Genomic DNA, 24,850 nt, shown 5'->3' with positions numbered 1-24,850 from the left:
GCTTGCCACACCAACAAGCCGCGAAGGGTGATGGAAACGACTCGCGCGAAGGGGGCCTTGAAATGGCGTTGAAGCAATTCCTGCTGACGTCCGCGGCAATTTCGGTGATCACCGCAATGCCGTTGAGCGCGACCGCCGAGACGGCGGCGAAAGAGGAGCCGGCGCGCTCGGTCGACGACTTCGACGCCGCTCACGGCGGCTGGACGTATTCGGGTGAATTCGAAGCCGGATGGCGAACATTCATCCAACGCCCGCCGAAATCGGCGACGCCGTGGGTGTCGCCGACCAATCCGTTCGGCGGCGGCGCCCGCAACAACCGCTCGAAATTCGAAGAATACGGCCGGATCGCGCCGGGGCTGTATGCCGAGTATCTGCGGATGACGCTGCAGACCAAGGACGGCACCTACTGGAACGAACTGCGTGCCGACCACATCGGCAACAACAATCAGCGCTACATCTTCGACTTCTCCAAGGCCGGCGAACACTACCTGACTCTGAGCTGGGACGAGATCCCGCATCTCTACAACACCAGCGCGCTGAGCATCTGGAACGGCGTCGGCACCAGCAATTTGACGACGGCCGTCACCATTCCGGGCAGCGGATTGTCCGTCGTCGCCCCGGCGACCACGACCAGCCCTGCGCAGCGTGCCGCCGTCTCCAACGCGCTGGCGGGCAAGACCAGCATCATCGACGTCGGCATCGACCGCCGCAAAGGCTCCGCCGCCTATCGCTGGACTCCGGACCCGAACTGGGACGTCAAGGCCGCCTATTCGCACGAGAAGCGCGAGGGCACCCAGATCGCCGGTTTCCCGATCGGCGGCCTCGCCGGCACCGGACTGCAGCAGATGCAGGCGCCGCGCCCGATCGACGACACCACCCAGATCGGCAAGCTCAGCGGCCAGTATTTCGGGGCGACGCCGTGGGGCGGCCGCTACAACGTCCAGCTCGGCGGCGGCTTCTCGCTGTACGACAACAGCTACAACGCCTTCACGGTGCAGAACCCGTTCTACGACCCGGCCAATCCACGGGTGTTCTCGCCGGCGGCACGGATCAGCCTGATGCCGAGCAATCAGGCTTACAACACCTCGGTCACCAGCGGCATCGACCTGCCGTTCAAGACGCGCTGGAACAGCACGCTGCAATACACCACGATGCGGCAGAACGATCCCTTCATCCCGTTCACCGCCAATCCCAGCATCACCACCTTCGCGCTGCCGGCGTCGAGCCTCAACGGCGAGGTCAACACCGCACTCTACAATACCACCGCGACCACTCAATGGACGCCGGAATTCCGCACCACCACCCGCTATCGCTACTACGACAACGACAATCAGACGCCCGAACTGCTGATGCCGAACTACGTGGTGGAGGATTCGTCCGCGACCGGCATCGCCGCCGGCATTCCGCGCCGGTCGCTGTCGATGTCCTACACCAAGCAGAACGCCAGCGGTGAGGTGCAATGGCGGCCGGCCAGATGGGTGACGCTCGGCAGCAGCTTCGGCTGGGAGCAATGGGATCGTACCCGCCGCGACGCCAACGTCACTAACGAATTCATCGGCAAGGTCACCGCCGACTTCAAGGTCCACGACATCGCGACGCTGCGCACCAGCGGCCAATATTCCGAACGCCGCTACGACAATTACGACGGCTTGGCGATGGCGCGCGACACCTATTACAGCGCCACCGCCAACAACGGCACCAACTTGCTGATGCGCAAGTTCGACATGGCCAACCGCAACCAGACCAAGGCCAACGCCTTCCTCGACATCTCCGGTCCGAGCGGCAGCGTGTTCCGTGACTTTGTCGTGTCGCCGACCGCCGGGCTGCGGTTCGAGGACTATCCAGACGATCCGCTGTTCTTCGGCCTCAAGAAGAGCAACACCTGGAACGCCGGCATCGACGTCACCTACACCTTCGCGCCCGGCTCCGCGATCCAGGCATCGTATCTGTACGAGACTTACGACCGCTTCCAGGTCGGCAGCGGCACCCTCACCAATTCGGTCACCGGCCGGCCCAACGCCACCCCAATCAATGCGTTCGGCAGCAACACGCTGGAGAAGGTGCAGACCGTCCTGATCTCGAGCACGCTGGAGCTGATTCCCGGCGTGCTCGATTTCAAGCTCGGCTACGCGATCTCGCTCTCGCACGAGGACTGGGACTACGGCCCCTACAACGGCTACGCGATGGCGGCGAATGCCGGCGGCGCTGTGTACCGGCCGTTCCCGACCGTGTCGACCAACTATCAGCGGCTCGACGCCTCGCTCAGGCACACCATCGACCCGTCGATCGTGGCGAAGCTCGGCTGGACCGGCGAGGTCTACGTCAAGGGCCGCTACATCTGGGAACGCAACAGCGTCGACAATTGGCAGCAGGATCTGATGTCGCCGTATCTGTATCTGGTCGACACCACGCTGGCGCGGATGATCGACATGGGCGCGACCAATCCGAACTACGACGCGCAGTATCTCCAGATCTCGCTGAACGCGAAGTGGTGAAGAACCGGCGGCCCGATACGGCGCCGCCGGCAACGACAACTCGACGTCAACAAAGGGAGGACGACCACCGATGAAACACAAGCCCACCGATCAGCCGCTGTCGCGGCGGAATCTGCTGAAAGCGGGTGCCGGCGCCGCGGGAGTCGCCGCGCTGCTCGGCACCGGCGTCGCCTCGGCGACCGCACAAGTCACCAAGAAGGCGTCGCACAAGGATGCGGGCTATCAGGAGTCGCCGAACGGCGGCAAGCGCTGCGGCACCTGCCGGCAGTTCCGGCCGCCGAGCTCCTGCGTCACGGTCGAAAGCCCGATCAGCGAAAACGGCTGGTGCCGTCTGTACGCCGGCAAGGGCTAGCGCCCGGCACCGATCGTGCCGCGACGCCGCATCACGGTCTGTCGGTGCGCTGGATATCCGGCGCACCGCGACAGTCCAACGACCTACGCCGGCTGCGGCAGGGCCGCGACCGCCGCGACGCGATCACGCCTCGGCCGGCTCGCGCACCAGGATGCGCTCGCGCAAGGTCGGCTTGTGCACCTTGCCGGTGGCGTTGCGCGGTAGGGCATCGACGAAGCTGACGCGCTGCGGACATTTGAACCGCGCCAGCCGCTCGCGGCAATGCGCCAGCAGGCTGGCCTCGCTCAGCTCATGGCCCGGCTTCAGCGCAACCACCGCGATGCCGGTCTCGCCCCATTGCGGATCGGGCGCGCCGATCACCGCCGCCTCGGCGATCTCCGGCAATTGATACAGCACATCCTCGACCTCGGCCGGGTACACGTTCTCGCCGCCGGAGATGTACATGTCCTTGGTGCGGTCGACGATGTAGTAGAAGCCCTCGTCGTCGACCCGCGCCGCATCGCCGGTGTGCAGCCAGCCGTCGGTGAACGACGTGCGGTTGGCGTCCGGCCGGTTCCAATAGCCGGGGGTGATGTTCGGGCCCTTCACCCAGAGCTCGCCCATCTCGCCCGGCTTCACCGGCTCGCCATCGGGACCGACGATCTTCAGGTCGCCGTGCAGCACCGGCTTGCCGGCCGAGCCGGCCTTGCGGGCCGCATCATCGGCATCGAGCATCAGCACAGCCGGGCTGGTCTCGGTCATGCCGTAGCCTTGCACCAGGGCGCAGCCGCGGTCCTGCCAGATCTTGAGCAGCGGCACCGGCATCGGTGCGCCGCCGACGCCTGCGATCTGCAGCCGCGACAGATCGGTGCTCGCGAACGCCGGGTGCTGGCACATGAACTGATAGATCGACGGCACCCCGAAGAAGTGCGTCAGCCCGACCGATGGATCGCCGATGATCGACAGCGCCGCGCCGGGATCGAAGGTTCGCATCAGCAGCGTGGTGCCGCCGGCGTGCAGCACCGGGTTGGTGTAGCAATTCAGCCCGCCGGTGTGGAACAGCGGCAGCACGCAGAGAAATACGGTCCGCTGCGACACGAAGATCGGGATGCCGAGATTGACCGCGTTGATGAAGGTCATGCCATGGGTGATCATGGCGCCCTTCGGCTTACCGGTGGTGCCGGAGGTGTACATGATGGTGGAGACGTCATCGAGTGTTACCGGCTCGGGGGCGCCGAGACGCGGCGAGGCCGCCAGCGCCGCCTCGTAGGCCGGGCCGAACGCCAGCACATGCGGCACGCTACACGCGGCCTTCAGCTCCGCCGCCATCGGCGCCAGCTCGTCGTCATGCGCCAGCACGCGCGGCGCGGCGTCGCCGACGATGTAGGACAGTTCGTGCACGGTGAGCCGGACGTTGAGCGGCACGAAGATCGCGCCGAGCCGGAAGCACGCGAACTGCAGCTCCAGTGTCTCGGCCGCGTTCAGCGCCAGCACCACGACGCGGTCGCCGCGGCCGACGCCGAGCGTGGACAGATGCGTCGCCAGCCGGTCCACCCGCTCATCCATCGTGCCGTAGCTGATCCTGCGGCTGGTGGCGAGATCGATCACCGCGATCCGCTCCGGGCGGACCTCGGCGTGATGGGCGATCCAGTCGAAGTAAGCGAAGCTCATCGGTTTTCTCCCTCGGAAGGCCGGCGGCTCTTGGTGGCCGTCTCGACGAGGGAAGTGAAGGCGCGCGCTGGCGTGAAGTCAATCGTCGCCTCTTGTGCGGCGCAACTAACTGCCGCGAATTTAAACGGCGCGCGCAGCCGCTCGGCGCAAGACAGCACGCCGCGTGGCCCGACGCCTACTGATAGGCGGCGACGATATCCGAGACCGCGCGTTCGAGCTGCTTGGCGGTGGCGCATTGCCGAACCACATTGCAGAACGGCGCGTAGCGGAACATCTCCGAATCGCCCCAGCCCCAGCCCATCCGGCCTTCTGGATTGAGCCAGACCACGCGCTTGGCACGCTCCGAAATGGTGCGCAGAATGTCGGTGCGCGGATCGAGGTTGTTGCTGCGGGCGTCGCCGAGCACGATCACCGTGGTCTTCGGCGTCACGCTACGCAGCCAGCGTTTTTCGAAATCCGCCAGCGACGCGCCGTAGTCGGACGAGCCGAACCCGACCTTGGACATGATCTCGCGCATCGCCGCTTCCGGCTCCTGCTTGGCGAGGATATCGCTGACCTCGATCAGGTGGCCGGAGAACGCGAATGAGCGGACATCGTCGACCACCTCGTGCAGGCTGTGGATCAGCAGCAGGAAGAAATCCGACACCTGCGCCACCGAGCCGGAGACATCGCACAGCGCCACGATCTGCAGCCGATCGCGATGCCGGCGCTTCCAGGCGGTAAGGAACGGAATGTTGCCCCAGGCGGCGTTGCGGCGGATGGTGCGGCGGACGTCGAGATGGCCGCGGCGCTGCCGCTTGCGCGGCTTGCTGTAGCGCTCGCGCAGCCGCCGCGCGATGGCACGGATCAGCTCCTTCATCTGCTCGACCTGGCGCCGCTCCAGCCGCATCATCGGCGCGTTGCGCAGCACCTCGTGGCGCAGGTTCTCGGCCTCCTCGCGGCCGTACAATAGCAGCGCCTGCGCCACCATCTCGCGGACGCTGTCGCGCAAGCCGTCGAGCGCGGCGGCGAGCCGTTCGGCCTGCGCCGGATCATCGGCCTTGAGCCGGTCGAGATCGTCGCGCAACCGGCCGATGCCGAGCGCCTCCATCATCCGGCTCTGAAACAGGCCGCGCTGGGTGAAGAACCGGATGTTGGACAGCGAGGCTTCATTGGCAGCACCGGCGAGCGCCGCCGCGACCGCGCTGCGATCCTGCGCCAGCAGCATCTGCGCCAGTTCGCCGAGCTCCGGCGGCGCCGAGCCTTCGCCGCCGCCCTGCCCCGGCGCGCCGCTGCCGCTCGGCTGCGACGGCGAAGATCCGCTGTCCGCCTGCGGATCGACGTCGTCGGTGGCATCCGCATTGCTCTTCGGCTCGGGCCGGCTGAAGAACAGATCGAAGCACTGCGCCAGCGCCTGCTTCTCGTCCTGGGTCTTGGCCAGCGTCACCAGCAGGGTGTCGCGGAGCAGGCCGCGATCGGCGAAGCCGACCTCGGACACTGCCCGCATCGCGTCGATGCTCTCGGCCGGCGACACCCGCACGCCGGCGCCGCGCGCCGCCCGGAAGAAGCGGTGCAGCTCCTCGCGCATCAGCCGAACACGCCCTCGCGCCCGGACTTGGCGACGAAGCCGGAGACCTGCGGCAGCGCCGTCTCGATGTCGGCTTCGTATTTCAGCAGCACGTTGAGGGTGTCCTTCACGGTCTGGTGGTCGAGTTCGCTCGCCTGCAGCAGCACCAGCACCCGTGCCCAGTCGATCGTTTCGCTGACCGACGGCAGCTTCTTCAGATCAAGCGCGCGAATCTGGTTGATGAAGCCGACCATCTGGCGGCGCAGCGTTTCGCCGGCGCCGGGCACGCGGCTTTCGACGATGCGCTCCTCCAGCTTCTGCTCGGGGAAGCCGATGTGCAGATGTAGGCAGCGCCGCTTCAGCGCGTCCGACAGGTCGCGTTCGCCGTTCGAGGTCAGCAGCACCAACGGCTTCACCGTAGCGCTGATGGTGCCGAGCTCGGGAATCGTCACCTGATAGTCGGACAGGATTTCGAGCAGCAGCGACTCGAACTCGGCATCGGACTTGTCGATTTCATCGACCAGCAGCACGCAGCCCTCCGGCTGCTCCAACGCCTTCAAGAGCGGTCGCGGCTCGACGAATTCCTTGGAGAAGAATACGTCGCCGAAATCGTGCAGCCGGCCGAGCGCATCCGTCAGCGTCTGCGCGCCGCCGAGCACTTCGCCGAGCTTGTCCTTGAGGATCTGGGTGTAGAGCAGCTGCTTGGCGTATTTCCACTCGTACAGCGCCTTGGCCTCGTCCAGCCCCTCGTAGCACTGCATCCGGATCATCTGCAGGCCGCGCCAGCTCGCCAGCGCCTTCGCCAGCTCGGTCTTGCCGACGCCGGCCGGGCCTTCGACCAGGATCGGCTTCTCGATCTTTTCGGCCAGATACACCGCCGTGGCGATCTGGCGGCTGGCGATGTAGCCGACCGACGCCAGCCCAGCGGTAACGGCCTCGATGGATTGCATCGGCAGATTCGCAGTCATTGCGCTTGATTGCTCCAGAGAGATTGGCCGAGGGCGATCTGCCGCTGCTTGCGCGGCTCGCGCGCCACATTGGCCAGCACGTCGAACGCCGCCAGCGACCGGGTGAGTTGGTCGTCAAGGTGATCCGGCTGCAGCAGCGCGCGCAGCTCGTCGACGAGCATACGCGCCAGAGTGCGGACGCCAATCACGCGCGCGCCATTCGGCGGCTCGCCGCTGTCCAGCGCCCGCACCGCGGCGGCGCTTCCCGCCTGGGCCAGCGACAGCAGCCCGGCGAAGCGGCCGAGCGTCAGGGCGTGATCGTCGCTGGGCTCGACCCGCGCCGCGACCGTGTGCAGCAGCCAGTCGAGGAAGCCGACAGTCGTCGCGGTCGCGACCGTGTCCTCTAGGTCTCGGAACGGCAGCGCCATCGCCGGATAGGCATCCGGCATCGTGCCGATCCGCGCCGAGGCCGGCACGGTGCAGTTCACAAAGCTCAGCTCGCAATGCGACGCCGGCTTCAGCACGTCGAGTGACGGCATCGGGGTCAGCGTCAATCCTGCGGTGTCGCGCGGCAGCAGAAACAGACCGTAACGCTTGCGGCCCTGCTCGATGCCGGTGATCGCCAGCACCAGAAACAGATCGGCGACCGGACCGTTGGTGATCCACGCCTTGCGGCCGTTGATGACGTACTTGTCGCCCTGCCGCTCCGCAGTGGTCGCAAGATGTTTCGGATGCGCGCCGGCGCCGGGCTCGGAGATCGCCACCGCGGCCCAGCCTCGCCCGGCGGCAATCCGCGGCAACAATTCGCCGCGCTGTGCCGCGTCGGCAAAGCCGGCGATGAAGAACCGCGCGATCAGTTGCCGCCCGGCGAATGCGGTGGCGACGCCGAGCTCGCCGGTCGCCGCCGCAATCGCCTGTTCGGCCTGCGCGATCGCCCCATAGCTGTCGAGCGCCGCGTCGCCGCCGGGAAGACCGATCTCGAACAGGCCGGCCTCGGCCATCGGCGCGAACGGATCGCCGCCGGATTGATCAGCGGCCAGCGCCCGCCAACGCGCGATGCGTTCGGTGACCGCCGCCGCCTCTATCTTCCGCTGCGTCGCGCCTGACGCGCCCGTTGTTCGAAGCTCGCTCATGGCTCCGTGTGTAGAACAAGCCCGCGGCGGCGGCGAGTGTTTGTTGTATTCCGGCAAATGGAATGAGGCGCGCGGCGAAGCCAACCTCGCCGCGCGCCACCTATCATCGAGACCAGATCCGCGCGGAAGCGGCCGATCGCCGTATCCCGCGTAGTTAAACCGCGTGGACCTTCGGCTCGCGCTCCCAGAATCGCAGCTGGCTACACAGCTCCAGGAAGCGCCCTGCGTCCTTGGGCCCGCCCAGACTCATCACGCCGCCGTCAGGTTCAACACCGGCCTTCTCCAGTAGCGGCATCGCGTCCTCGGTGGTGGCGATGAACTTGGCGTGCGCGAAAGCGTCGGCGACGAAGTCGCGCGCGGTCGCTTCCTGCTGCAGCTGTGCGGCGCCCTCTGCCGAGACCAGGATCGCCACCGCATCGTACAGCACCGAAGGGCCGCCATTGACCTTCTGCTTGGCGGGCCGCTGCTTGCCGTCGGAGGCGGTGAATCCGCCGACTGTCGGGGCAACCAGTTCGACCAATGCGCCCTGCTGCTTGGCGGCTTTCTCCAGCGCCGTAAGTAACGCTGCGTCCACGCCGTCGCTGACCAGGATGCCGAGCTTGCGACCCTTGAAGCTGCCCGGCGCATTTTTGATGATGCTGAGCGCGGGCGAGGGCGGCAGATCGGTGATCGGCTTGCGGGCCGGCTCGGCCGCCTTGGGCAGCGTCATGCCGAGACCGTCGGCGACCAGCTTCGCCAGCGTCTTGTCGACGTTGATGAGATGCGACACCACGCGGGCGCGGATTTCAGGCGTCTCGACCTTGCTGAGCTCGAAGACGAACGCGTCCTTGATGTGGGTCTGCTCGGTCTCGCTCTGGCTGATATAGAACTGCCGCGCCTGGCTGTAGTGATCGGCGAACAATTCGCCGCGGGTGCGGCGCTTATCGCCGGCTTCCTCGGTCGGGAAGCTGCGAAAGCCCTTCGGCGTCTCCCGCGGTCCGCCGTTGGCGCCCCACGAGTTGGGCTCGTAGTTGGCGCGGCCGCGCGGGTTGTTCAGGGTCATGTGTCCGTCCTGCTGAAAGGTGTGGAACGGACATTTCGGCGCGTTGATCGGCAGATCATTGAAGTTCGGGCTGCCAAGCCGCTTCAGCTGAGTGTCGAGATAGGAGAAGTTTCGGCCCTGCAGCAGCGGATCGTTGGTAAAGTCGATCCCCGGCACGATGTTGCCGGTCTGAAACGCGACCTGCTCGGTCTCGTTGAAGAAGTTGTCGACGGTGCGGTCCAGCACCAGCCGGCCGACGCGGCGGATCGGCACGCGTTCTTCCGGAATGATCTTGGTGGCGTCGAGAATGTCGAACTCGAATTTGTCCGCGAAATCGTCGTCGAAAAGTTGCAGCCCTAGCTCCCATTCCGGATAGTCGCCGGCCTGGATCGCATCCCACATGTCGCGGCGATGAAAGTCCGGATCGGCGCCGTTCAGCTTCACCGCTTCGTTCCACACCACCGATTGCATGCCCAGCTTCGGCTTCCAGTGAAACTTGACGTAGGTCGACTTACCCTTTGCGTCGATCAGCCGGAAGGTGTGGACGCCGAAGCCCTCCATGAACCGGAACGAGCGTGGGATGGTGCGATCGGACATGATCCACAGCGCCATGTTGATCGATTCCGGCATCAGCGAGATGAAGTCCCAGAAATTGTCGTGCGCGGTCTGGGCCTGCGGGAAGCCGCGATCCGGCTCCTGCTTGGCGGCGTGGATCAGGTCGGGGAACTTGATCGCGTCCTGGATGAAGAACACCGGGATGTTGTTGCCGACCAGATCCCAATTGCCTTCCTTGGTGTAGAATTTGACCGCGAAGCCGCGGACATCGCGCGCCAGATCCGACGAGCCCTTGTTGCCGGCGACGGTGGAGAACCGCACGAACACGGGGGTCTTCTCTCCGGCACGCTGGAAGATGTCGGCAGCCGTGATGTCGGCGAGCGACTCGGTGGTCTCGAAGAAACCGTGCGCGCCGAAGCCGCGGGCATGGACGACGCGCTCGGGAATCCGCTCGTGGTCGAAATGGAAGATCTTCTCCCGGAAGTGAAAGTCCTCCATCAGCGTCGGGCCGCGCCGGCCGAGCTTGAGGCTGTTTTGGTCGTCGCTGACAGGCACGCCCTGGCGTGTCGTCAGCGACGCAACCTCGCCCTCCGCGACCTGATGGGTCTCGCCGCCCGCCCCCCGCTTGATCGACACGTCTGCCAGCTTGGCGGATTTCAGTTCGGGATGCTTGTCAGCCATGGAACCTCGCACACAGAAGGATGGATAGATCGGCGGCGCGTCTGGCTCTCGCGGCGATCGAAGCCGTCGCTGCCGTATCGATCCAACTGGTGCACGAGAGTCATCCGCCGGCGTGACTACGGCGGGAACGCGGTTTGGTTCCTGAGAGGAAACGAGTGAGGCAGAAGAGGTCGTGATCCTGTTCTGTCATCAAGTCGCAGGTCAGCGCCCACACCCGTCATTCCGGGGCGCTCACGCCAGTGAGCGAACCCGGAATCCAGAGGTTATCGTGGGCTGGATCCGCTAAATCGAGATTCCGGGTTCGCGCGTTTCACGCGCGCCCCGGAATGACCATTTCGGCGCGTACTTAGCCTCCCAGCGACGGTGAGAAGGCGCTGCTTGGCAGTCTCCCAATCCCGCCCTAGTTCAAATGCGCAAGGTAATGCGCCAGCGCGTAGATCTCTTCTTCGCTGAGCTGATAGGCGACGTCGGCCATCGCCGCCATTGCGCCGCCGGAGCGCTGGCCAGATTTGAATTCGTTCAGCGCCTTGATCAAATATTCCTCGCGCTGGCCGGCGAGCCGAGCGGTCGCCTTGGTGCCTGCAAAATTGTCGGTGTGGCACGAAGCGCAGCGCCGCCCCACCGCGGCCTCGGCGCCCTTGCGCGACAGCTCCGGCTTTTCGTCCGGCTTCGGATTTTTCATCGGCGGCAGCGATGCGAAGTACGCACCGAGATTGCGAATGTCCTCGTTGCTGAGATCCTCGACCACCGATCGCATATTGGCATTCTCGCGGGTGCCGGCACGAAAGAACACCAGCTGCCATTGAATATAGAGATCGGGCTGTCCGGCCAGCGACGGCGTGTACTCCATCTTGGAGATGCCGTTCTCGCCGTGGCAGATCGCGCAGACACCGGCCTTGGCTTTGCCGGCCTCGATGTCGCCTGCGAGAAGTGGGGAAGCACACAGAACGAGAGCAAACGACAGCGACAGCGCGGCAAGCAGGCGAGTCATGCAAGGGGCCTCTGTTGGCTCAGAGTTGTGATTGGAGTTCGTCATTCCGGGATTCGTCGCAGTCGGCGCAGCCGGCCGGGACGAAGGCCCGGGATCCATAACCACCGTGTTCGCGGTGAAGCACGAAGACGACTGTCGTACCTGACAACGGACCCCGGGAGTATGGATTCCGGGTTCGCCGCTGCGCGGCGCCCCGGAATGACGAACGTAGGGTGGCGCGCTCAGCTCGAGCTCATTTGCTGTAGCTGATACGATAGATCGCACCGGCCCAGTCGTCGGCCACCAGCATCGAGCCGTCCTTGGCCAGCACGATGTCAGCGGGACGGCCGAGATAGCCCTGATCGCCTTCGATCCAGCCGGTGGCGAAGTCTTCCTGCTTGGCGTTCTTGCCGTCCGGGTCGGCGATCACCCGCTTGATCAGGCCGCCCTGATATTTGTGCCGGTTCCACGAGCCGTGTTCGGCGATGAAGATGTTGTTCTTGTATTCGGCTGGAAACTGATCGCCGGTGTAGAATTTCATGCCAAGCGGAGCGACGTGGGCGCCGAGATTGAGCACCGGCGGCGTGAACTCCGAGCACTTGTGGCCCATCGCGAATTTCGGATCCGGCATGTCGCCCTGATGGCAATACGGATAGCCGAAATGCTCGCCGAGCTTGCTGATCATGTTGAGCTTGTCGCTCGGCATGTCGTCGCTGATCCAGTCGCGCGCGTTTTCGGTGAACCAGTATTTTCCGGTACGTGGATCGACGTCGCCGCCGACCGAGTTGCGGACGCCGAGCGCGACCAGCTCGGCATTGCCGGTCTTGGGATCGACGCGGCGGATCTGCGACAGCGAGGTCGGCGGAATCCCGATGTTGAAGGGCGGCCCGAACGGCACGTAGAACCAGCCGTCCTTGTCGGCGGCGAGATATTTCCAGCCGTGCGCCACATAAGACGGCATGTCGTCGTAAACGACCTTGCCCGTGCCGAGATTATCGAGATTGGCCTCGGCGTTGTCGTAACGGATCAGCTTGTCGATATCGACCACGTACAGCGCGCCGTTCTGGAACGCGAGGCCGGTCGGCATCTTCAGACCCTTCAGGATGGTCTTGACCTGTTTCTTGCCGTCCTTATCGGTGATCGCATAGACGTTGCCGAGCCCGAACGATCCCACGAATAGCGTGCCGTTGTCGCCCCACGCCATCTGCCGCGCGGCGAGCACGCCCGAGGCATAGACCTCAATCTTGAAGCCCGGCGGCAACTTGATCTTCTTGAGCGTCGCGGCCAGTTCGGCGTCGGACGAGCCGGTCGGCGGACCTGCGGGCGGTGCCAGCCCCTTCTGCGCTTCGGTCTCGTCGCCCAGGAACCAATCGGGCGGCGGGTTGGTCCAGAATTCCTTGGTGCCGGATTCGTACTTCTTCAGCCCTTGCGCGCCGGCTGGTGGCACCGTCCCGATCGCCAGGACGGCCGCGCACGCAACAACGGCTCGTGTGAAGCCCGATTTCATCGCGTTCACTCCCTCGCCACGGCCGTCAATGCAGCCGCTATTTTATTATGCGACGTCTGATGCGTCGTCAGCGGCGTTCGTGCGCCGACAGGCGAAGGCTAGCACAACAGCGGCAGGAGAGAAGATACTTGATGATGAATCGCAACAGGACCGAGACGATTACTTCGCTGCACTGCGATCGATGCAATGCAACGTGAGGCTCGATCGCCTGAAGTGATGCTCGCCTTCATACACGCACTGCGTCGTCATCCTGAGGTGCGCGCATAGCGCGCCTCGAAGGATGCGGCGACCGGGTGCGCATCCGCATCCTTCGAGGCTCGCCCTGCGGGCGAGCGCCTCAGGATGACGGCTCAGTCGTTGAAAGAACGACAATGCCCGGCACGAGGCCGGGCATGACGTGAAGAGCTCACCAACTTAGTATAGCAGTTGGCGTAGATCAGAAGATCTTCATCGCATTCTGCAGCGTGATCCACACGCCCCAGGCGAGCGGAACGCCGACGAACAGCCAAAACGCCGCGGCGCGGGCGTCGAGACCGCCCTTGCCGATGCCGTAGGAGCCGCCGCCGGCATTGGCGGCCGCACCCTTGGCCTGCAGCGCAGCAACTTCTTCGGGCTTCATGAACCATTTGTCGGCCAGCGGCTTCACCAACGCGTTGCAGACCAGACCGAGCACCAGCATGCCGGCGAGGATGTACATGGTGAAATCGTAGACCTGCGCCCGCGGCACGCCGGCGGCGATCTGCGCCTCGCGGATGTAGTTGACCACCACCGGGCCGATGATGCCGGCGGTCGCCCAGGCGGTTAGCAACCGGCCGTGGATCGCGCCGACGAACTGGGTGCCGAAGATGTCGGCCAGATAGGCCGGCACGGTGGCGAAGCCGCCGCCATACATCGACAGGATGATGCCGAAGGCGAGCACGAACAGCGCCTTGCTGCCCATCGCGGCGAGCGTCGGCACCAGCGCGTACAGCGCGATGCCGAGCAGGAAGAACACGTAGTAAGTGTTCTTACGGCCGATGTGGTCGGACAGCGACGCCCAGAAGAACCGGCCCGCGATGTTGAACAGCGACAGCAGGCCGGCGAAGCCGGCGGCGATGCCGGCGATCATGGTCTTCTGCTCAGCGGAGAGCTGGTTGAAGCTGAGATCGGGCAGACCGATCAGCTTGCCGGCGAAGATCTCCTGCAGCATCGGCGAGGCCATGCCGATGACGCCGATGCCGGCCGAGACGTTGAGGCACAGCACCGCCCAGATCAGCCAGAACTGCCGGGTCTTGTGCGCGTCTTTCAGGTGAACCTGGTGAGCGGTGATGTAAGCGTTGTTCTTTTCCGGCGGGGTCCAGCCGTCCGGCCGCCAATTCGGCGGCGCAAGCCGGTAGGAGAACGCGCCGATGGTCATGAACACGAAGTAGATCAGGCCCATCACCAGGAAGGTCTGCCACACGCCGACATCGGTCGGGGTGCGGAAGTAGTTCATCAGCATGTTGGCGAGCGGGGCGCCGATCATTGCGCCGCCGCCGAAGCCCATGATCGCCATGCCGGTCGCCATGCCGCGGCGATCCGGAAACCACTTCACCAGGGTCGACACCGGCGAGATGTAGCCTAGGCCGAGCCCGATGCCGCCGATCACGCCGGAGCCGAGCCACAGCAGCCACAATTGATGCAGGTAGATGCCGATCGCGCCGAGCACGAGGCCGCCCGCCCAGCACAATGCGGCGACGAAGCCGGCCTTGCGCGGACCGACTCGCTCCAGCCAGCCGCCCCACACCGCGGCCGAGGCGCCGAGCAGCACGAAGAACAGCGTGTACATCCAGCCCATCGAGGCGACACGCCAGTCGCAGCTGGTGGTGAACAGCTCCTGCACGATCGTCATGTCGGTGCACACTTTCGGCGCCGACAGCCCGACCGCGCGCGACAGCGGCAGCCAGAACACGCTGAAGCCGTAGGCCATGCCGATGCACAGGTGGATACACAGTGCCGCGGGCGGCACCAGCCAGCGATTGAAGCCGGCTGTGGCGATAATCCGCTCGCGATCGAACAGGCCGGGTCGTGCGCCGGACAGCCGTCCGGCCCCTTCCAATGTGGTCATGTCGTTTCCTTCCCCTGTTGCGACCGTCCGTTTTCGGACTGGCCGTTATCCCGTGCGCCTTTGCTAGGTCGTCACTTTCAAAGCCTCCACCGCCGCCCGCACTTCGGGCGCGAGCCCGTCGCCGCCGGCGTCGAGATGCGCGATGATCGCTCGCCGCATCCGCGGTTCCCAGAATTTCTTCAGATGCTCGGCGATACCCGGCACCGCTTTGTCCGGCCCCTGGCTGCGGAAGAACGCGCCGATCTGATTGGCCATGTACACCAGCCGGTCAGGCGACATCGGCGGCTCCCTTGTGATCGATCTCGACGATACGCTGCGGATGGCTGAACAGTTCGAAGCCGTCGGCGCGGGCGATCGCGGCAAGCGTAATCCCGGCGGCCTCCGCCATTCGCACCGCCAGCGCGGTCGGCGCCGACACCGCAACCAGCACCGCCGCGCCGATCGCTGCGGTCTTCTGGACCATTTCGACCGAGACGCGGCTGGTTAGCAGCACGATGCCTTCGCTCGGATCGATGCCGCCGCGCGCGATCGCGCCGGCGAGCTTGTCGAGCGCATTGTGGCGACCGACGTCTTCGCGTAGCGCCAGAATGCCGTGCTCCGGCGCGGCGTAGGCGGCGGCGTGCACCGCGCGGGTTTCGACGTTGAGCTTCTGCAGCGGCGGCAGAGCCTCGATCGCAGCGATGATCTGCTGCGGCGAGAAGCTTCGGCCCTGGCCGACGGTGGTGACCGGACGAACTGCCTCGGCGATCGAATCGACCCCGCACAGGCCACAGCCGGTCGGACCAGCGATATGGCGGAGGCGCAGTTGCAGACGCTCGGCGACGTCGCCGCCGAGCCACATCCGCAGTTCGACGCCATCGTCGTGCGGCACGACCTCGAAGCTCTCGATCTGCGAGGCGCGCTCGATCACGCCTTCGCTCAAGCTGAAGCCGATCGCGAAGTCTTCGAGATCGGCCGGCGTCGCCATCATCACCGCCTGGGTGGAGCCGTTGTAGCTGATCGCCACCGGCGTCTCCTCGGGGATGGCGCGGGCGCCATCCTGCATCCGGCCGTTGCGCCAGACCCTGGTCTTGCCGGTGTGGACCGAGGAACGCGCCATCACTCCGCCGCCTCTGCCGGCACCGCGATCCGCCGCGCCGCGGTGGCCTGCTGCTCGTAGGAGCGCTGCCATTCCGACGGACCGTTCGACGGCGCCACCTGCACCGCCGTGACCTTGTATTCCGGACAATTGGTGGCCCAATCCGAGTACTCGGTGGTGACGACGTTGGCCTGCGTGTCCGGGTGGTGGAACGTGGTGTAGACCACGCCCGGCGCGACGCGGTCGGTGATCAGCGCCCGCAGCGTGGTTTCGCCGGCGCGGCTGGCGAGACGCACCCAGTCGCCGTCGCGGACGCCGCGCTGCTCAGCGTCGTGCGGATGGATCTCAAGCCGGTCCTCGTCGTGCCAGACCGTGTTGGCGGTGCGCCGTGTCTGCGCGCCGACATTGTATTGCGACAGGATCCGCCCGGTGGTCAGCAGCAGCGGGAAGCGCGGTCCGGTGCGCTCGTCGGTCGCGACATATTCGGTGATGACGAACTTGCCCTTGCCGCGAACGAAGGCATCGATGTGCATCACCGGCGTGCCGTCGGGCGCGCGCTCGTTGCACGGCCACTGCACCGAGCCGAGTTCGTCGAGCTTGGCGTAGGAGACGCCGGTGAAGGTCGGGGTCAGCGCCGCGATCTCGTCCATGATCTGCGACGGATGCGTATAGGTCATCTTGTAGCCGACCGCCTCCGCGAGCCGCAGCGTGACTTCCCAGTCTTCGAGCCCGTTCTTCGGCGTCATCACCTTGCGGACCCGCTGGATGCGGCGTTCGGCATTGGTGAAGGTGCCGTTCTTCTCGAGGAAGGTCGAGCCGGGCAAAAAGATGTGGGCGTAGTTGGCGGTCTCGTTGAGGAACAGGTCGTGGACGATGACGCATTCCATCGCTTCGAGGCCGGCGGCGACGTGCTTGGTATTCGGATCGGACTGCAGAATGTCCTCGCCCTGCACGTACAGCGCCTTGAACGAGCCCTCGACCGCGGCGTCGAGCATGTTGGGAATGCGCAGGCCGGGCTCGTTGTCGAGCTTGACGTTCCACAGCGCCTCGAAGCTCTCGCGCACCGAGTCGGTCGAAATGTGCCGATAGCCCGGCAGCTCGTGCGGGAACGAGCCCATGTCGCAGGAGCCTTGGACGTTGTTCTGGCCGCGCAGCGGATTCACGCCTACGCCGGGCCGGCCGAGATTGCCGGTGGCCATTGCCAGATTGGCAATCGCCATCACGGTGGTCGACCCCTGACTGTGTTCGGTGACGCCGAGGCCGTAATAGATCGCGCCGTTGCCGCCGGTGGCGTACAGCCGCGCCGCGTCGCGTAACGTTTGCGGGTCGACGCCGGTGAAGGCGGCGGTGGCTTCCGGGCTATTGCGCTCGTCGGAGACGAATGCCGCCCAATGTTCGTATTCGCTCCAGTCGCAGCGCTCGCGCACGAAGGACTCGTTGGCGAGTCCTTCGGTGACGATGACATGCGCCAGCGCGGTCAGTACCGCAACGTTGGTGCCGGGCTTCAGCGGCAGATGCTGCGCCGCCTCGATATGCGCCGAACGCACCAGGTCGGTGCGGCGCGGATCGACCACGATCAGCTTGGCGCCGGCGCGCAGCCGCTTCTTCAGCCGCGAGGCGAACACCGGATGGCCGTCGGTCGGGTTGGCGCCGATGATCATCACCACGTCGGCATGCTCGACCGAATCGAAATCCTGTGTGCCGGCCGACGTGCCGAACGCGGTCGACAGGCCGTAGCCGGTCGGCGAGTGGCAGACGCGGGCGCAGGTGTCGACGTTGTTGTTGCCGAAGCCGGCACGGATCAGCTTCTGCACCAGGAAGGTTTCTTCATTGGTACAGCGCGACGAGGTGATGCCGCCGATCGAGTCGCGGCCGTATTTGGCCTGGATCCGCTTCAGTTCGGAGGCCGCGTAAGCGAACGCCTCGTTCCAGCTCACCTCGCGCCAAGGTTCAGTAATCTTGCCGCGGATCATCGGCTTGAGAATGCGCTCCTTGTGATTGGCGTAGCCCCAGGCGAACCGGCCCTTGACGCAGGAATGGCCGCGATTGGCCTTGCCGTCCTTGTGCGGCACCATCCGGACCAGCTCTTCGCCGCGCATCTCGGCCTTGAAGGTGCAGCCGACACCGCAATACGCGCAGGTGGTGACGACCGAGCGTTCCGGCGTGCCGATCTCGATCACGCTCTTCTCGTTCAGCGTCGCGGTCGGGCAGGCCTGCACGCAGGCGCCGCAGGAGACGCATTCCGAACCGAGGAAGCTTTCCTGCATGCCGGGCGACACCACGGAGTCGAAACCGCGGCCCGCGATCGTCAGCGCGAAAGTGCCTTGCACTTCCTCGCAGGCGCGGACGCAGCGCGAGCAGACGATGCACTTCGACGCATCGTAAGTGAAGTACGGATTCGATTCGTCGAGTCCGGGATTGGGATGCTTCTCGCCGGAGTATCCATAACGCACGTCGCGCAGGCCGACCGCGCCGGCCATGTCCTGCAGCTCGCAATCGCCGTTGGCCGAGCAGGTCAGGCAGTCGAGCGGGTGATCGGAGATGTACAGCTCCATCACGCCCTTGCGGATCTGCTTCAGCCGCTCGGTCTGGGTGTGGACGACGAGGCCGTCGGCGACCGGCGTGGTGCACGACGCCGGCGTGCCGCTGCGGCCGTCGATCTCGACCAGGCACAGCCGGCACGAACCGAAGGCATCGACCATGTCGGTGGCGCAGAGTTTCGGAATCGCTGTGCCGATCTCCATCGCGGCGCGCATGATCGAGGTGCCCTCGGGCACCGAGACGCTGCGGCCGTCGATCGTCAACGTTACCATCGTCTCGGAGAGCGAGCGTGGCGTGCCGAAATCGGTTTCATGTACCAGAGCCATATCGATCGTCCTTTATTCCGCGGCCTGCAGGCGGCGCGGCGCGAGGCCGAAATCTTCCGGAAAGTGAGTCAGCGCGCTCAGCACCGGAATCGGCGTCAGGCCGCCCAGCGCGCACAACGAGCCGAACTTCATGGTGTTGCAGAGGTCTTCGAGCACGGCGATGTTGGCGGCGGGCTTGTCGCCGGCGATGATCTTGTCGACGGTCTCGGCGCCGCGGGTCGAGCCGATCCGGCACGGCGTGCACTTGCCGCAAGACTCATGCGCGCAGAATTCCATCGCGAAACGCGCCTGCTTGGCCATGTCGACCGTGTCGTCGAACACAACGACGCCGCCATGCCCGACCATGCCGCTGCGCGCAGCGAACGCTTCGTAGTCGAAGGGGGTGTCAAATAGCGCACGCGGGAAGTAAGCGCCGAGCGGGCCGCCGACCTGGACGGCGCGCACCGGCCGGCCGCTCAGCGTGCCGCCGCCGATGTCGTCGATCAGTTCGCCGAGCGTGATGCCGAACGCCACCTCGAACAGCCCGCCGTGCTTGATGTTGCCGCCGAGCTGGATCGGTTTGGTGCCGCGCGAGCGGCCCATGCCGCAGTCCGCGTAGGCCTGCGCGCCGCCGTCGAGAATGTACGGCACCGCCGAGAAGGTCAGCACGTTGTTGATCACCGTCGGCCGGCCGAACAGGCCTTTATGGGCGGGCAGCGGCGGCTTGGCCCGCACCGTCCCACGCTTGCCCTCGAGGCTCTCCAGCATCGAGGTCTCTTCGCCGCAGATATAGGCGCCGGCCCCGAGCCGGACTTCGATGTCGAACGAATCCGTCGAGTGGCAGATGTGCTCGCCGAGATAGCCGGTGCGCCGCGCCGCCTCGATCGCGGCGTTCATCGCGCTGGCCGCATGCGGATATTCCGAGCGGATGTAGATGTAGCCGCGGGTAGCGCCGACCGCGATGCCGGCGATGGTCATGCCTTCGATGATCATGAAGGGATCGCCCTCCATCAGCATCCGGTCGGCAAAGGTGCCGCTGTCGCCCTCGTCGGCATTGCAGCAGATGTATTTCTGGCCGCGGCCGGCCTGGGCCACGGTGCGCCATTTGGTGCCGGTCGGGAATCCTGCGCCGCCGCGGCCACGCAGGCCGGATTTGACGACATCGTCGATGATCGCGTCCGAACTCATCTTCAGCGCGCGTTCGAGCCCGCGATAGCCCCCATGGGCGCGATAATCGTCGATCGAACGCGGATCGACGATGCCGCAGCGGGCAAAGGTCAGCCGGGTCTGCCGCTTCAACCACGGAATTTCCTCCGTGAACCCCTGCTGCAGCGGATGCGGGCCGTCGCTCAAAATCGCGTCGAGCAGCGCCGGCACATCGTCCGGCGTCACCGGCCCATAGGCGACGCGGCCTTCGGGCGTCTCCACCTCCAGCATCGGTTCGAGCCAGTACAGCCCTCGCGAGCCGGGCCGGACCAGATCGACCGGCAGCTCGCGCGCATGCGCCTGATCGAGCAACGCGGCCGCGACCTCGTCGGCGCCGACTGCGAGCGCGCCGGAATCGCGCGGGATGAAGACGCGCAAACTCATCGCTGCGCCTCCGTCAGCAGAGCATCCAGCTTGCCGGCGTCGAGCCGGCCGACCACGCGCTCGTCGATCATCGCCGACGGCGCCGTGGCACACAGGCCGAGGCAATAGGCCGGCTCCAGCGTCACCGCGCCATCCGCGGTGGTGGCACCGAAGGTCACGCCGAGCCGGGTCTCGACATGCGCCGCCAGCGCGTCGCCGCCGGCAGCCTGGCAGGCCTCGGCGCGGCACAACTTCAGTACATGGCGGCCGGGCGGGGCGCGGCGGAAGTCCGGATAGAAGGTGAGAACGCCGTGGACTTCGGCGCGCGACAGGTTCAGCGCCTGTGCGATCATCGGCTCGGCGTCCTGCGGCACATAGCCGAACGCCTCCTGCAACGCCTGCAACATCAGCAGCGTCGCGCCTTCCTTGTGCGTCAGCCCGGCGATGATCTCGCTGGCGCGGGCCGGTTCCCATGATTCTTCGTGCATCGGCGCTCTTTGTCGTCGTGGATCGCCGGATGAGAATGAGAATTGTTCAAAAGATCAATAAAGCAGTCCAATGCTGCGATAAGGAATTCGCAACGACAAGGCGCATTGACACCGTCATTCCGGGGCGCCGCGCGGCGGCGAACCCGGAATCTCGCAGTTGTGAAGCCAGGAGATTCCGGGTTCGCGAGCTGTCGCTCGCGCCCCGGAATGACTCGTGGTGGCCGTTACACTCCAGCTAGCCTGGGGAGCGAGCCCCTGGATTGCTTCGTTCCTCGCAATGACGGACAGGTCCGCCCGCGATCAGCTCTGCAGCGTAGGCGCGACCTCGCGGGCGACCTGCATCAGGGCGGCGACCAGCGGCGTGTAGGGCTCACGCGGCGGCACGACGAGGCCGATGCTGTAGGCGACCTTGGGCTCGACGATCGGAATGGTGCGGACCTCGTCACCGAGCCCGAGCGTTTCGGCGAGCTTGGCCGGCATCACGCTGGCCCAGCGTCCGGTCTTGACGTGGGTGTAGAGCACGATGATCGAGTTCGACGTCAGGGTCGGCTGCGCACTGGTGCCGGCGGCGCGCAGCGCCCGGTCGATGATGCGGCGGTTCTGCATATTGGGCGTCAGCAGGCACAGCGGCACCTGACCGACCTCGCGCCAGGTCACCTGATCGCGATCGCCGAACATTCCGTCCGGCGAGGTAATCAGCCGATAGCTCTCCTGATACAGCGGCACGCTGCGGACTTTGCCCACCGGCTCGTTCTCGATGTAGGTCAGCCCGGCATCGACTTCGAGGTTTTCGAGCAGGCCCAGCACTTCTGACGAGGTACAGGACAGGATGCTGAAGCGGACATTGGGATGCTTGGCACGAAACGGCGTGGTAAGCTGCGCCACCATGCCGAGCACGGTCGGAATCGCCGCGATCCGCAGCTCCCCGGACAGCTCGGCCTTCAGCGCACCAATATCCTGGCGCATCGCGCGGCTGTCGGCGACGATCCGGCGCGCCCATTCCAGCGCCCGCTCGCCCTCCGGGGTGAAGCCGAGGAACCGCGAGCCGCGCTGCACCAGCATCACGCCCAAGATCTCTTCGAGCTGCTTGATACCGGTCGACATCGTCGGCTGCGTCACGCCGCAAGCCTCGGCGGCACGGCCGAAATGCCGCTCCTTGGCGAGCGCGAGGAGCAGCTCGAGCTTGTCGATCAAACCAGCCTCTTGGAAATTCGGGTGAATTTCAAGAGTCTTGCCCGATCAGGAGGCATTCGGCAAGGCGGCCCGGCAGCCGCGCTGCGGCACCGCCAGACAACAATAACCCCGCCTCCCGGTTGCGCATCGGGAGCGCGGGGTCAGTCTGGGGAGAGACGTCGCCGGCGCGGGAAGCACGAACCATCCGCACCACGCTTCGTCAGCAGAAACGTAGCTAACCGGCGGCCGCGCCGCTTGAGCTGAATCAAGCTGCGCGACCGGCGAGGCGTTGCAGCCGGCCTGGGGTCACCCGGCGTGGCCCCGCCGCATGTAGCAGTGGAAGCCGCCATAGATGCCCGAACGGTCGCGGTCGAAGCCGATCGCGCTGCGTTCGGCGTCGCGCTGCCAGGTCTGCTGCAGTGGGGCCAGCGGCTCGGTTTCCAGCGGCGATTCGGCCCCGGCGGTGCGGAAGATCACCCGCACCTGCTCCTTGCCGGCGCGGTCGATCGCATCCCACAGCGCGCGGATTTCGTCCGGCGCCATCCAGTCCTGGGAGTCGAGCAGCACTACGGCGTCGATCTGGCGGGCCGGCAGACTCTCCAGGAACACCCGCAGGTTTTCGTGCACCGGGATCACCAGGCCGGCACCGGCGCGCATCTGCTGATAACGGCTTTCCTGCAGATACAGCGGCAGGCAGCGATCGCCCGGGCCGGGATAGCTGCGGCTCAGCGCCTGCCAGGCGAAGTAGTTGGTTTCGTTCGGATAGGCGTCGATCAGCCGGAGCAGGCGCTGATGCAGCACCTCGTTGAGCGGCTGGTCGCCGCCGAGCAGTTCGCGCTGCTGCGGCGGAATGCCGAGACTGAACAACAGCGCCGGCGTCCCGGTAAGCAGCCGAGCGAACCGCGAATGGAACAGCCGGTCGACGCGCTGCAGCGCTGCCTGCCGCTCCGGCGAGTTCGGCGCGCCCTTCAGCAGCACGTCGAGATCGATCTTGGCGAGCCGCGCCAGCAGATGCGCAAACCCGATGAAATGGCCGAGCGCGCCGTGGCGATAGAACCCGTTGGTGAAATAGCGGTAGCGCGGCCGGCCGCGGAAGTCGCGCTCGTCCCAGTAGCTGCGGGCGTCGCGATCGAGCGCCGGGCGCAGCCGCCGGCGATACAGATCGGCGTTATCCGCCGCGGCGCCCTCGCCGAAAAACTGCCAGAATGACGCGTAGTCCGGCAGCGCACGCAGGCCGGCGAGCTTCAGTTTGAGCAGCGCCAGATGCGCCTCATTGAGATCGACCGCAAATACCTGCGCCGGCTTGGCGGAGAGGTAGGACAGCGCATTGCAGCCGCCCGACGAGATCGTCACGATGGTGGAGCCGATCGGCAACTGCATAGCCGCGAGGTCGGCCTCGGGATCTTCCCAGATCTGGGTATAGACCAGGCGGCGAAACCAGATCGAAAACAAAGCGTCCCACAGCGTCGACTGGCTGCGATCCTTGCTGTTGCGGACGGCGTCCGCGATCAGTTGCTGCGTATTCATCAAATCCTCGACGTGGCAATCGATCCAAACTAGCTGCGTAACACTGCAGTTTTGCGACAGCTCCGGCCCCGATCAGCAGCGGCGCCTTTGTCATCACCCTGTCGCCTGAAACCGCGATGGAAGGCGGATGATGCCGAACCAGGGTGGCAGGCCATGACAACGCTCACTCGCACCGATCTTCCGCGTACCGAGCTCACGCACCCCGAGCTCGCCGCCGATCCGGCGTGGCCGGTCGACGCGACCTCGCGCATGAATCGGATGTATCGCTATCAGCGCCACATCTACGATCTGACTCGCCGGTACTATCTTCTCGGCCGCGATCAGCTGATCGCCGAGCTGCAGCCGCAAGCCGGCGAAACCGTGCTGGAAGTCGGCTGCGGCACCGGCCGCAACCTGATCCAGGCAGCGGCGCGGTACCGCGACGCGAAATTCTATGGTTTCGACGTGTCGACCGAGATGCTGACCTCGGCGATCGGATCGCTCGAAGGCGCCGGGCTGATGGCCCGGGTCAAGGTCGCGCATGGCGACGCCACGACGTTTGCCGCGCAGGCGGTATTCGGCCAGGCGGTCAGCTTCGACCACGTCATGATCTCCTACAGCCTGTCGATGATTCCGGACTGGACCGCGGTGATCGATCGCGCGATCGCCAATCTGAAGCCGGGCGGCAGACTGCACATCGTCGATTTCGGCGACCAGCGCGGCCTGCCCGCGGTGGCGCGCAACCTGCTGCGGCGCTGGCTGGCGCTGTTCGACGTCAATCCGCGCGACGGGTTGGAAGCGGTGCTGATGCAGGCCGCGGCCCGGACCGGTGCCGGCCTGCGGTTCGAGCGGCCGTATCGCGGCTATGCGCAGCTCGCGGTACTGACGCTGCCGCCGCGCCACAAGCCATGACCGGCTGGCTCGCGCTGTTTGCCGCGGGCCTGATGGAGATCGTCTGGGCGCTGGGGCTGAAGCATTCCGAAGGTTTCACCCGGTTCTGGCCCGCGGTCGTCACCCTGGCCGCCATTCTGGCGAGCTTCGGCCTGATGAGCATCGCGCTGAAATCGCTGCCGTTCGGCACCGCCTACGCGGTGTGGACCGGAATCGGCGCGGCCGGCAGCATCGTGGTCGGCATGGCGCTGTACGGCGAGCCGGCCAGTGGGGTTCGGGTGTTGTGCCTGTCGATGATCGTCGCCGGCATGATCGGGCTGAAGCTCAGCACACCCGCGTGAGACGCTGGGCGCCCG

General features: G+C 65.8%; 19 protein-coding genes. 4 read left to right on the top strand and 15 right to left on the bottom strand.

Annotated elements, in window-relative coordinates; genetic code table 11:
- The first annotated feature begins 62 nt into the window (after positions 1–62).
- Together DNX69_RS18745 and DNX69_RS18740 are read left to right on the top strand one after the other, a co-directional pair.
- Positions 63–2,495 (top strand): MtrB/PioB family decaheme-associated outer membrane protein, encoded by a 2,433-nt coding sequence (locus DNX69_RS18745; RefSeq protein WP_110787414.1) that lies wholly within the window; start codon positions 63–65, stop codon positions 2,493–2,495.
- A 70-nt stretch (positions 2,496–2,565) separates the two neighbouring features.
- On the top strand, positions 2,566–2,847 hold the full coding sequence (locus tag DNX69_RS18740) for a high potential iron sulfur protein (protein WP_110787413.1): 282 nt from the start codon (positions 2,566–2,568) through the stop codon (positions 2,845–2,847).
- Between the two features lie 123 nt (positions 2,848–2,970).
- Here DNX69_RS18740 and DNX69_RS18735 read toward each other — a convergent pair whose 3' ends face one another.
- The 15 genes from DNX69_RS18735 to DNX69_RS18665 form a co-directional block, all read right to left on the bottom strand.
- Positions 2,971–4,497 carry an acyl-CoA synthetase gene (locus tag DNX69_RS18735; protein ID WP_110787412.1) on the bottom strand — a complete coding sequence of 509 codons (1,527 nt, stop codon included), beginning with the start codon at positions 4,495–4,497 and terminating at the stop codon, positions 2,971–2,973.
- 175 nt (positions 4,498–4,672) lie between these two features.
- On the bottom strand, positions 4,673–6,064 hold the full coding sequence (locus DNX69_RS18730; protein WP_110787411.1) for a vWA domain-containing protein: 1,392 nt from the start codon (positions 6,062–6,064) through the stop codon (positions 4,673–4,675).
- Positions 6,064–7,011: an AAA family ATPase gene (locus DNX69_RS18725; RefSeq protein ID WP_110787410.1), complete on the bottom strand. Its 948-nt coding sequence runs from the start codon at positions 7,009–7,011 to the stop codon at positions 6,064–6,066. Before DNX69_RS18725 ends, DNX69_RS18730 begins: the two co-directional genes overlap by 1 nt.
- Positions 7,008–8,123 (bottom strand): acyl-CoA dehydrogenase family protein, encoded by a 1,116-nt coding sequence (locus tag DNX69_RS18720; RefSeq protein WP_110787409.1) that lies wholly within the window; start codon positions 8,121–8,123, stop codon positions 7,008–7,010. The genes DNX69_RS18725 and DNX69_RS18720 overlap by 4 nt, the downstream gene beginning before the upstream one ends.
- Before the next feature lie 154 nt (positions 8,124–8,277).
- Positions 8,278–10,380 (bottom strand): catalase, encoded by a 2,103-nt coding sequence (locus tag DNX69_RS18715; RefSeq protein ID WP_110787408.1) that lies wholly within the window; start codon positions 10,378–10,380, stop codon positions 8,278–8,280.
- Positions 10,381–10,780: 400 nt separating this feature from the next.
- Complete coding sequence (locus tag DNX69_RS18710; RefSeq protein ID WP_110787407.1) at positions 10,781–11,371, bottom strand: c-type cytochrome; 591 nt, start codon at positions 11,369–11,371, stop codon at positions 10,781–10,783.
- 232 nt (positions 11,372–11,603) lie between these two features.
- Positions 11,604–12,857: a PQQ-dependent sugar dehydrogenase gene (locus DNX69_RS18705; RefSeq protein ID WP_110787406.1), complete on the bottom strand. Its 1,254-nt coding sequence runs from the start codon at positions 12,855–12,857 to the stop codon at positions 11,604–11,606.
- Positions 12,858–13,293: 436 nt separating this feature from the next.
- Positions 13,294–14,943, bottom strand: coding sequence for an OFA family MFS transporter (locus tag DNX69_RS18700; protein ID WP_110787405.1), 1,650 nt, complete (start codon positions 14,941–14,943; stop codon positions 13,294–13,296).
- A gap of 63 nt (positions 14,944–15,006) precedes the next feature.
- Complete coding sequence (locus tag DNX69_RS18695) at positions 15,007–15,222, bottom strand: formate dehydrogenase subunit delta (protein WP_164603895.1); 216 nt, start codon at positions 15,220–15,222, stop codon at positions 15,007–15,009.
- Positions 15,212–16,042 (bottom strand): formate dehydrogenase accessory sulfurtransferase FdhD, encoded by an 831-nt coding sequence (gene fdhD, locus DNX69_RS18690; RefSeq protein ID WP_110787404.1) that lies wholly within the window; start codon positions 16,040–16,042, stop codon positions 15,212–15,214. Before fdhD ends, DNX69_RS18695 begins: the two co-directional genes overlap by 11 nt.
- The gene (fdhF, locus tag DNX69_RS18685) at positions 16,042–18,888 is read right to left on the bottom strand and encodes a formate dehydrogenase subunit alpha (protein ID WP_110787403.1); all 2,847 of its coding nucleotides are present in this window, start codon (positions 18,886–18,888) and stop codon (positions 16,042–16,044) included. The genes fdhD and fdhF overlap by 1 nt, the downstream gene beginning before the upstream one ends.
- Positions 18,889–18,900: 12 nt before the next feature.
- Positions 18,901–20,457 carry a formate dehydrogenase beta subunit gene (locus DNX69_RS18680; RefSeq protein ID WP_110787402.1) on the bottom strand — a complete coding sequence of 519 codons (1,557 nt, stop codon included), beginning with the start codon at positions 20,455–20,457 and terminating at the stop codon, positions 18,901–18,903.
- The gene (locus DNX69_RS18675; RefSeq protein WP_110787401.1) at positions 20,454–20,924 is read right to left on the bottom strand and encodes a formate dehydrogenase subunit gamma; all 471 of its coding nucleotides are present in this window, start codon (positions 20,922–20,924) and stop codon (positions 20,454–20,456) included. Before DNX69_RS18675 ends, DNX69_RS18680 begins: the two co-directional genes overlap by 4 nt.
- Before the next feature lie 300 nt (positions 20,925–21,224).
- Complete coding sequence (locus DNX69_RS18670; protein ID WP_110787400.1) at positions 21,225–22,118, bottom strand: LysR family transcriptional regulator; 894 nt, start codon at positions 22,116–22,118, stop codon at positions 21,225–21,227.
- Positions 22,119–22,403: 285 nt separating this feature from the next.
- A complete protein-coding gene (locus DNX69_RS18665; RefSeq protein ID WP_110787399.1) occupies positions 22,404–23,624 on the bottom strand; it encodes a DUF3419 family protein in 1,221 nt (406 codons plus the stop codon).
- Positions 23,625–23,777: 153 nt separating this feature from the next.
- On the opposite strand from DNX69_RS18665, the gene DNX69_RS18660 reads away from it, so the two are divergent.
- A complete protein-coding gene (locus tag DNX69_RS18660; RefSeq protein ID WP_110787398.1) occupies positions 23,778–24,515 on the top strand; it encodes a class I SAM-dependent methyltransferase in 738 nt (245 codons plus the stop codon).
- Entirely contained in the window at positions 24,512–24,835 is a 324-nt protein-coding gene (locus tag DNX69_RS18655; protein ID WP_107354204.1) for a DMT family transporter, read from the top strand. Before DNX69_RS18660 ends, DNX69_RS18655 begins: the two co-directional genes overlap by 4 nt.
- Positions 24,836–24,850 lie beyond the last annotated feature (15 nt).

It is taken from the genome of Rhodopseudomonas palustris, assembly GCF_003226555.1.
GTDB classification, from domain to species: Bacteria; Pseudomonadota; Alphaproteobacteria; order Rhizobiales; family Xanthobacteraceae; genus Rhodopseudomonas; species Rhodopseudomonas palustris_I.
The sequence above is the reverse complement of the archived record's forward strand: the minus strand, read 5'-3'. Positions and strand labels throughout refer to the sequence as shown.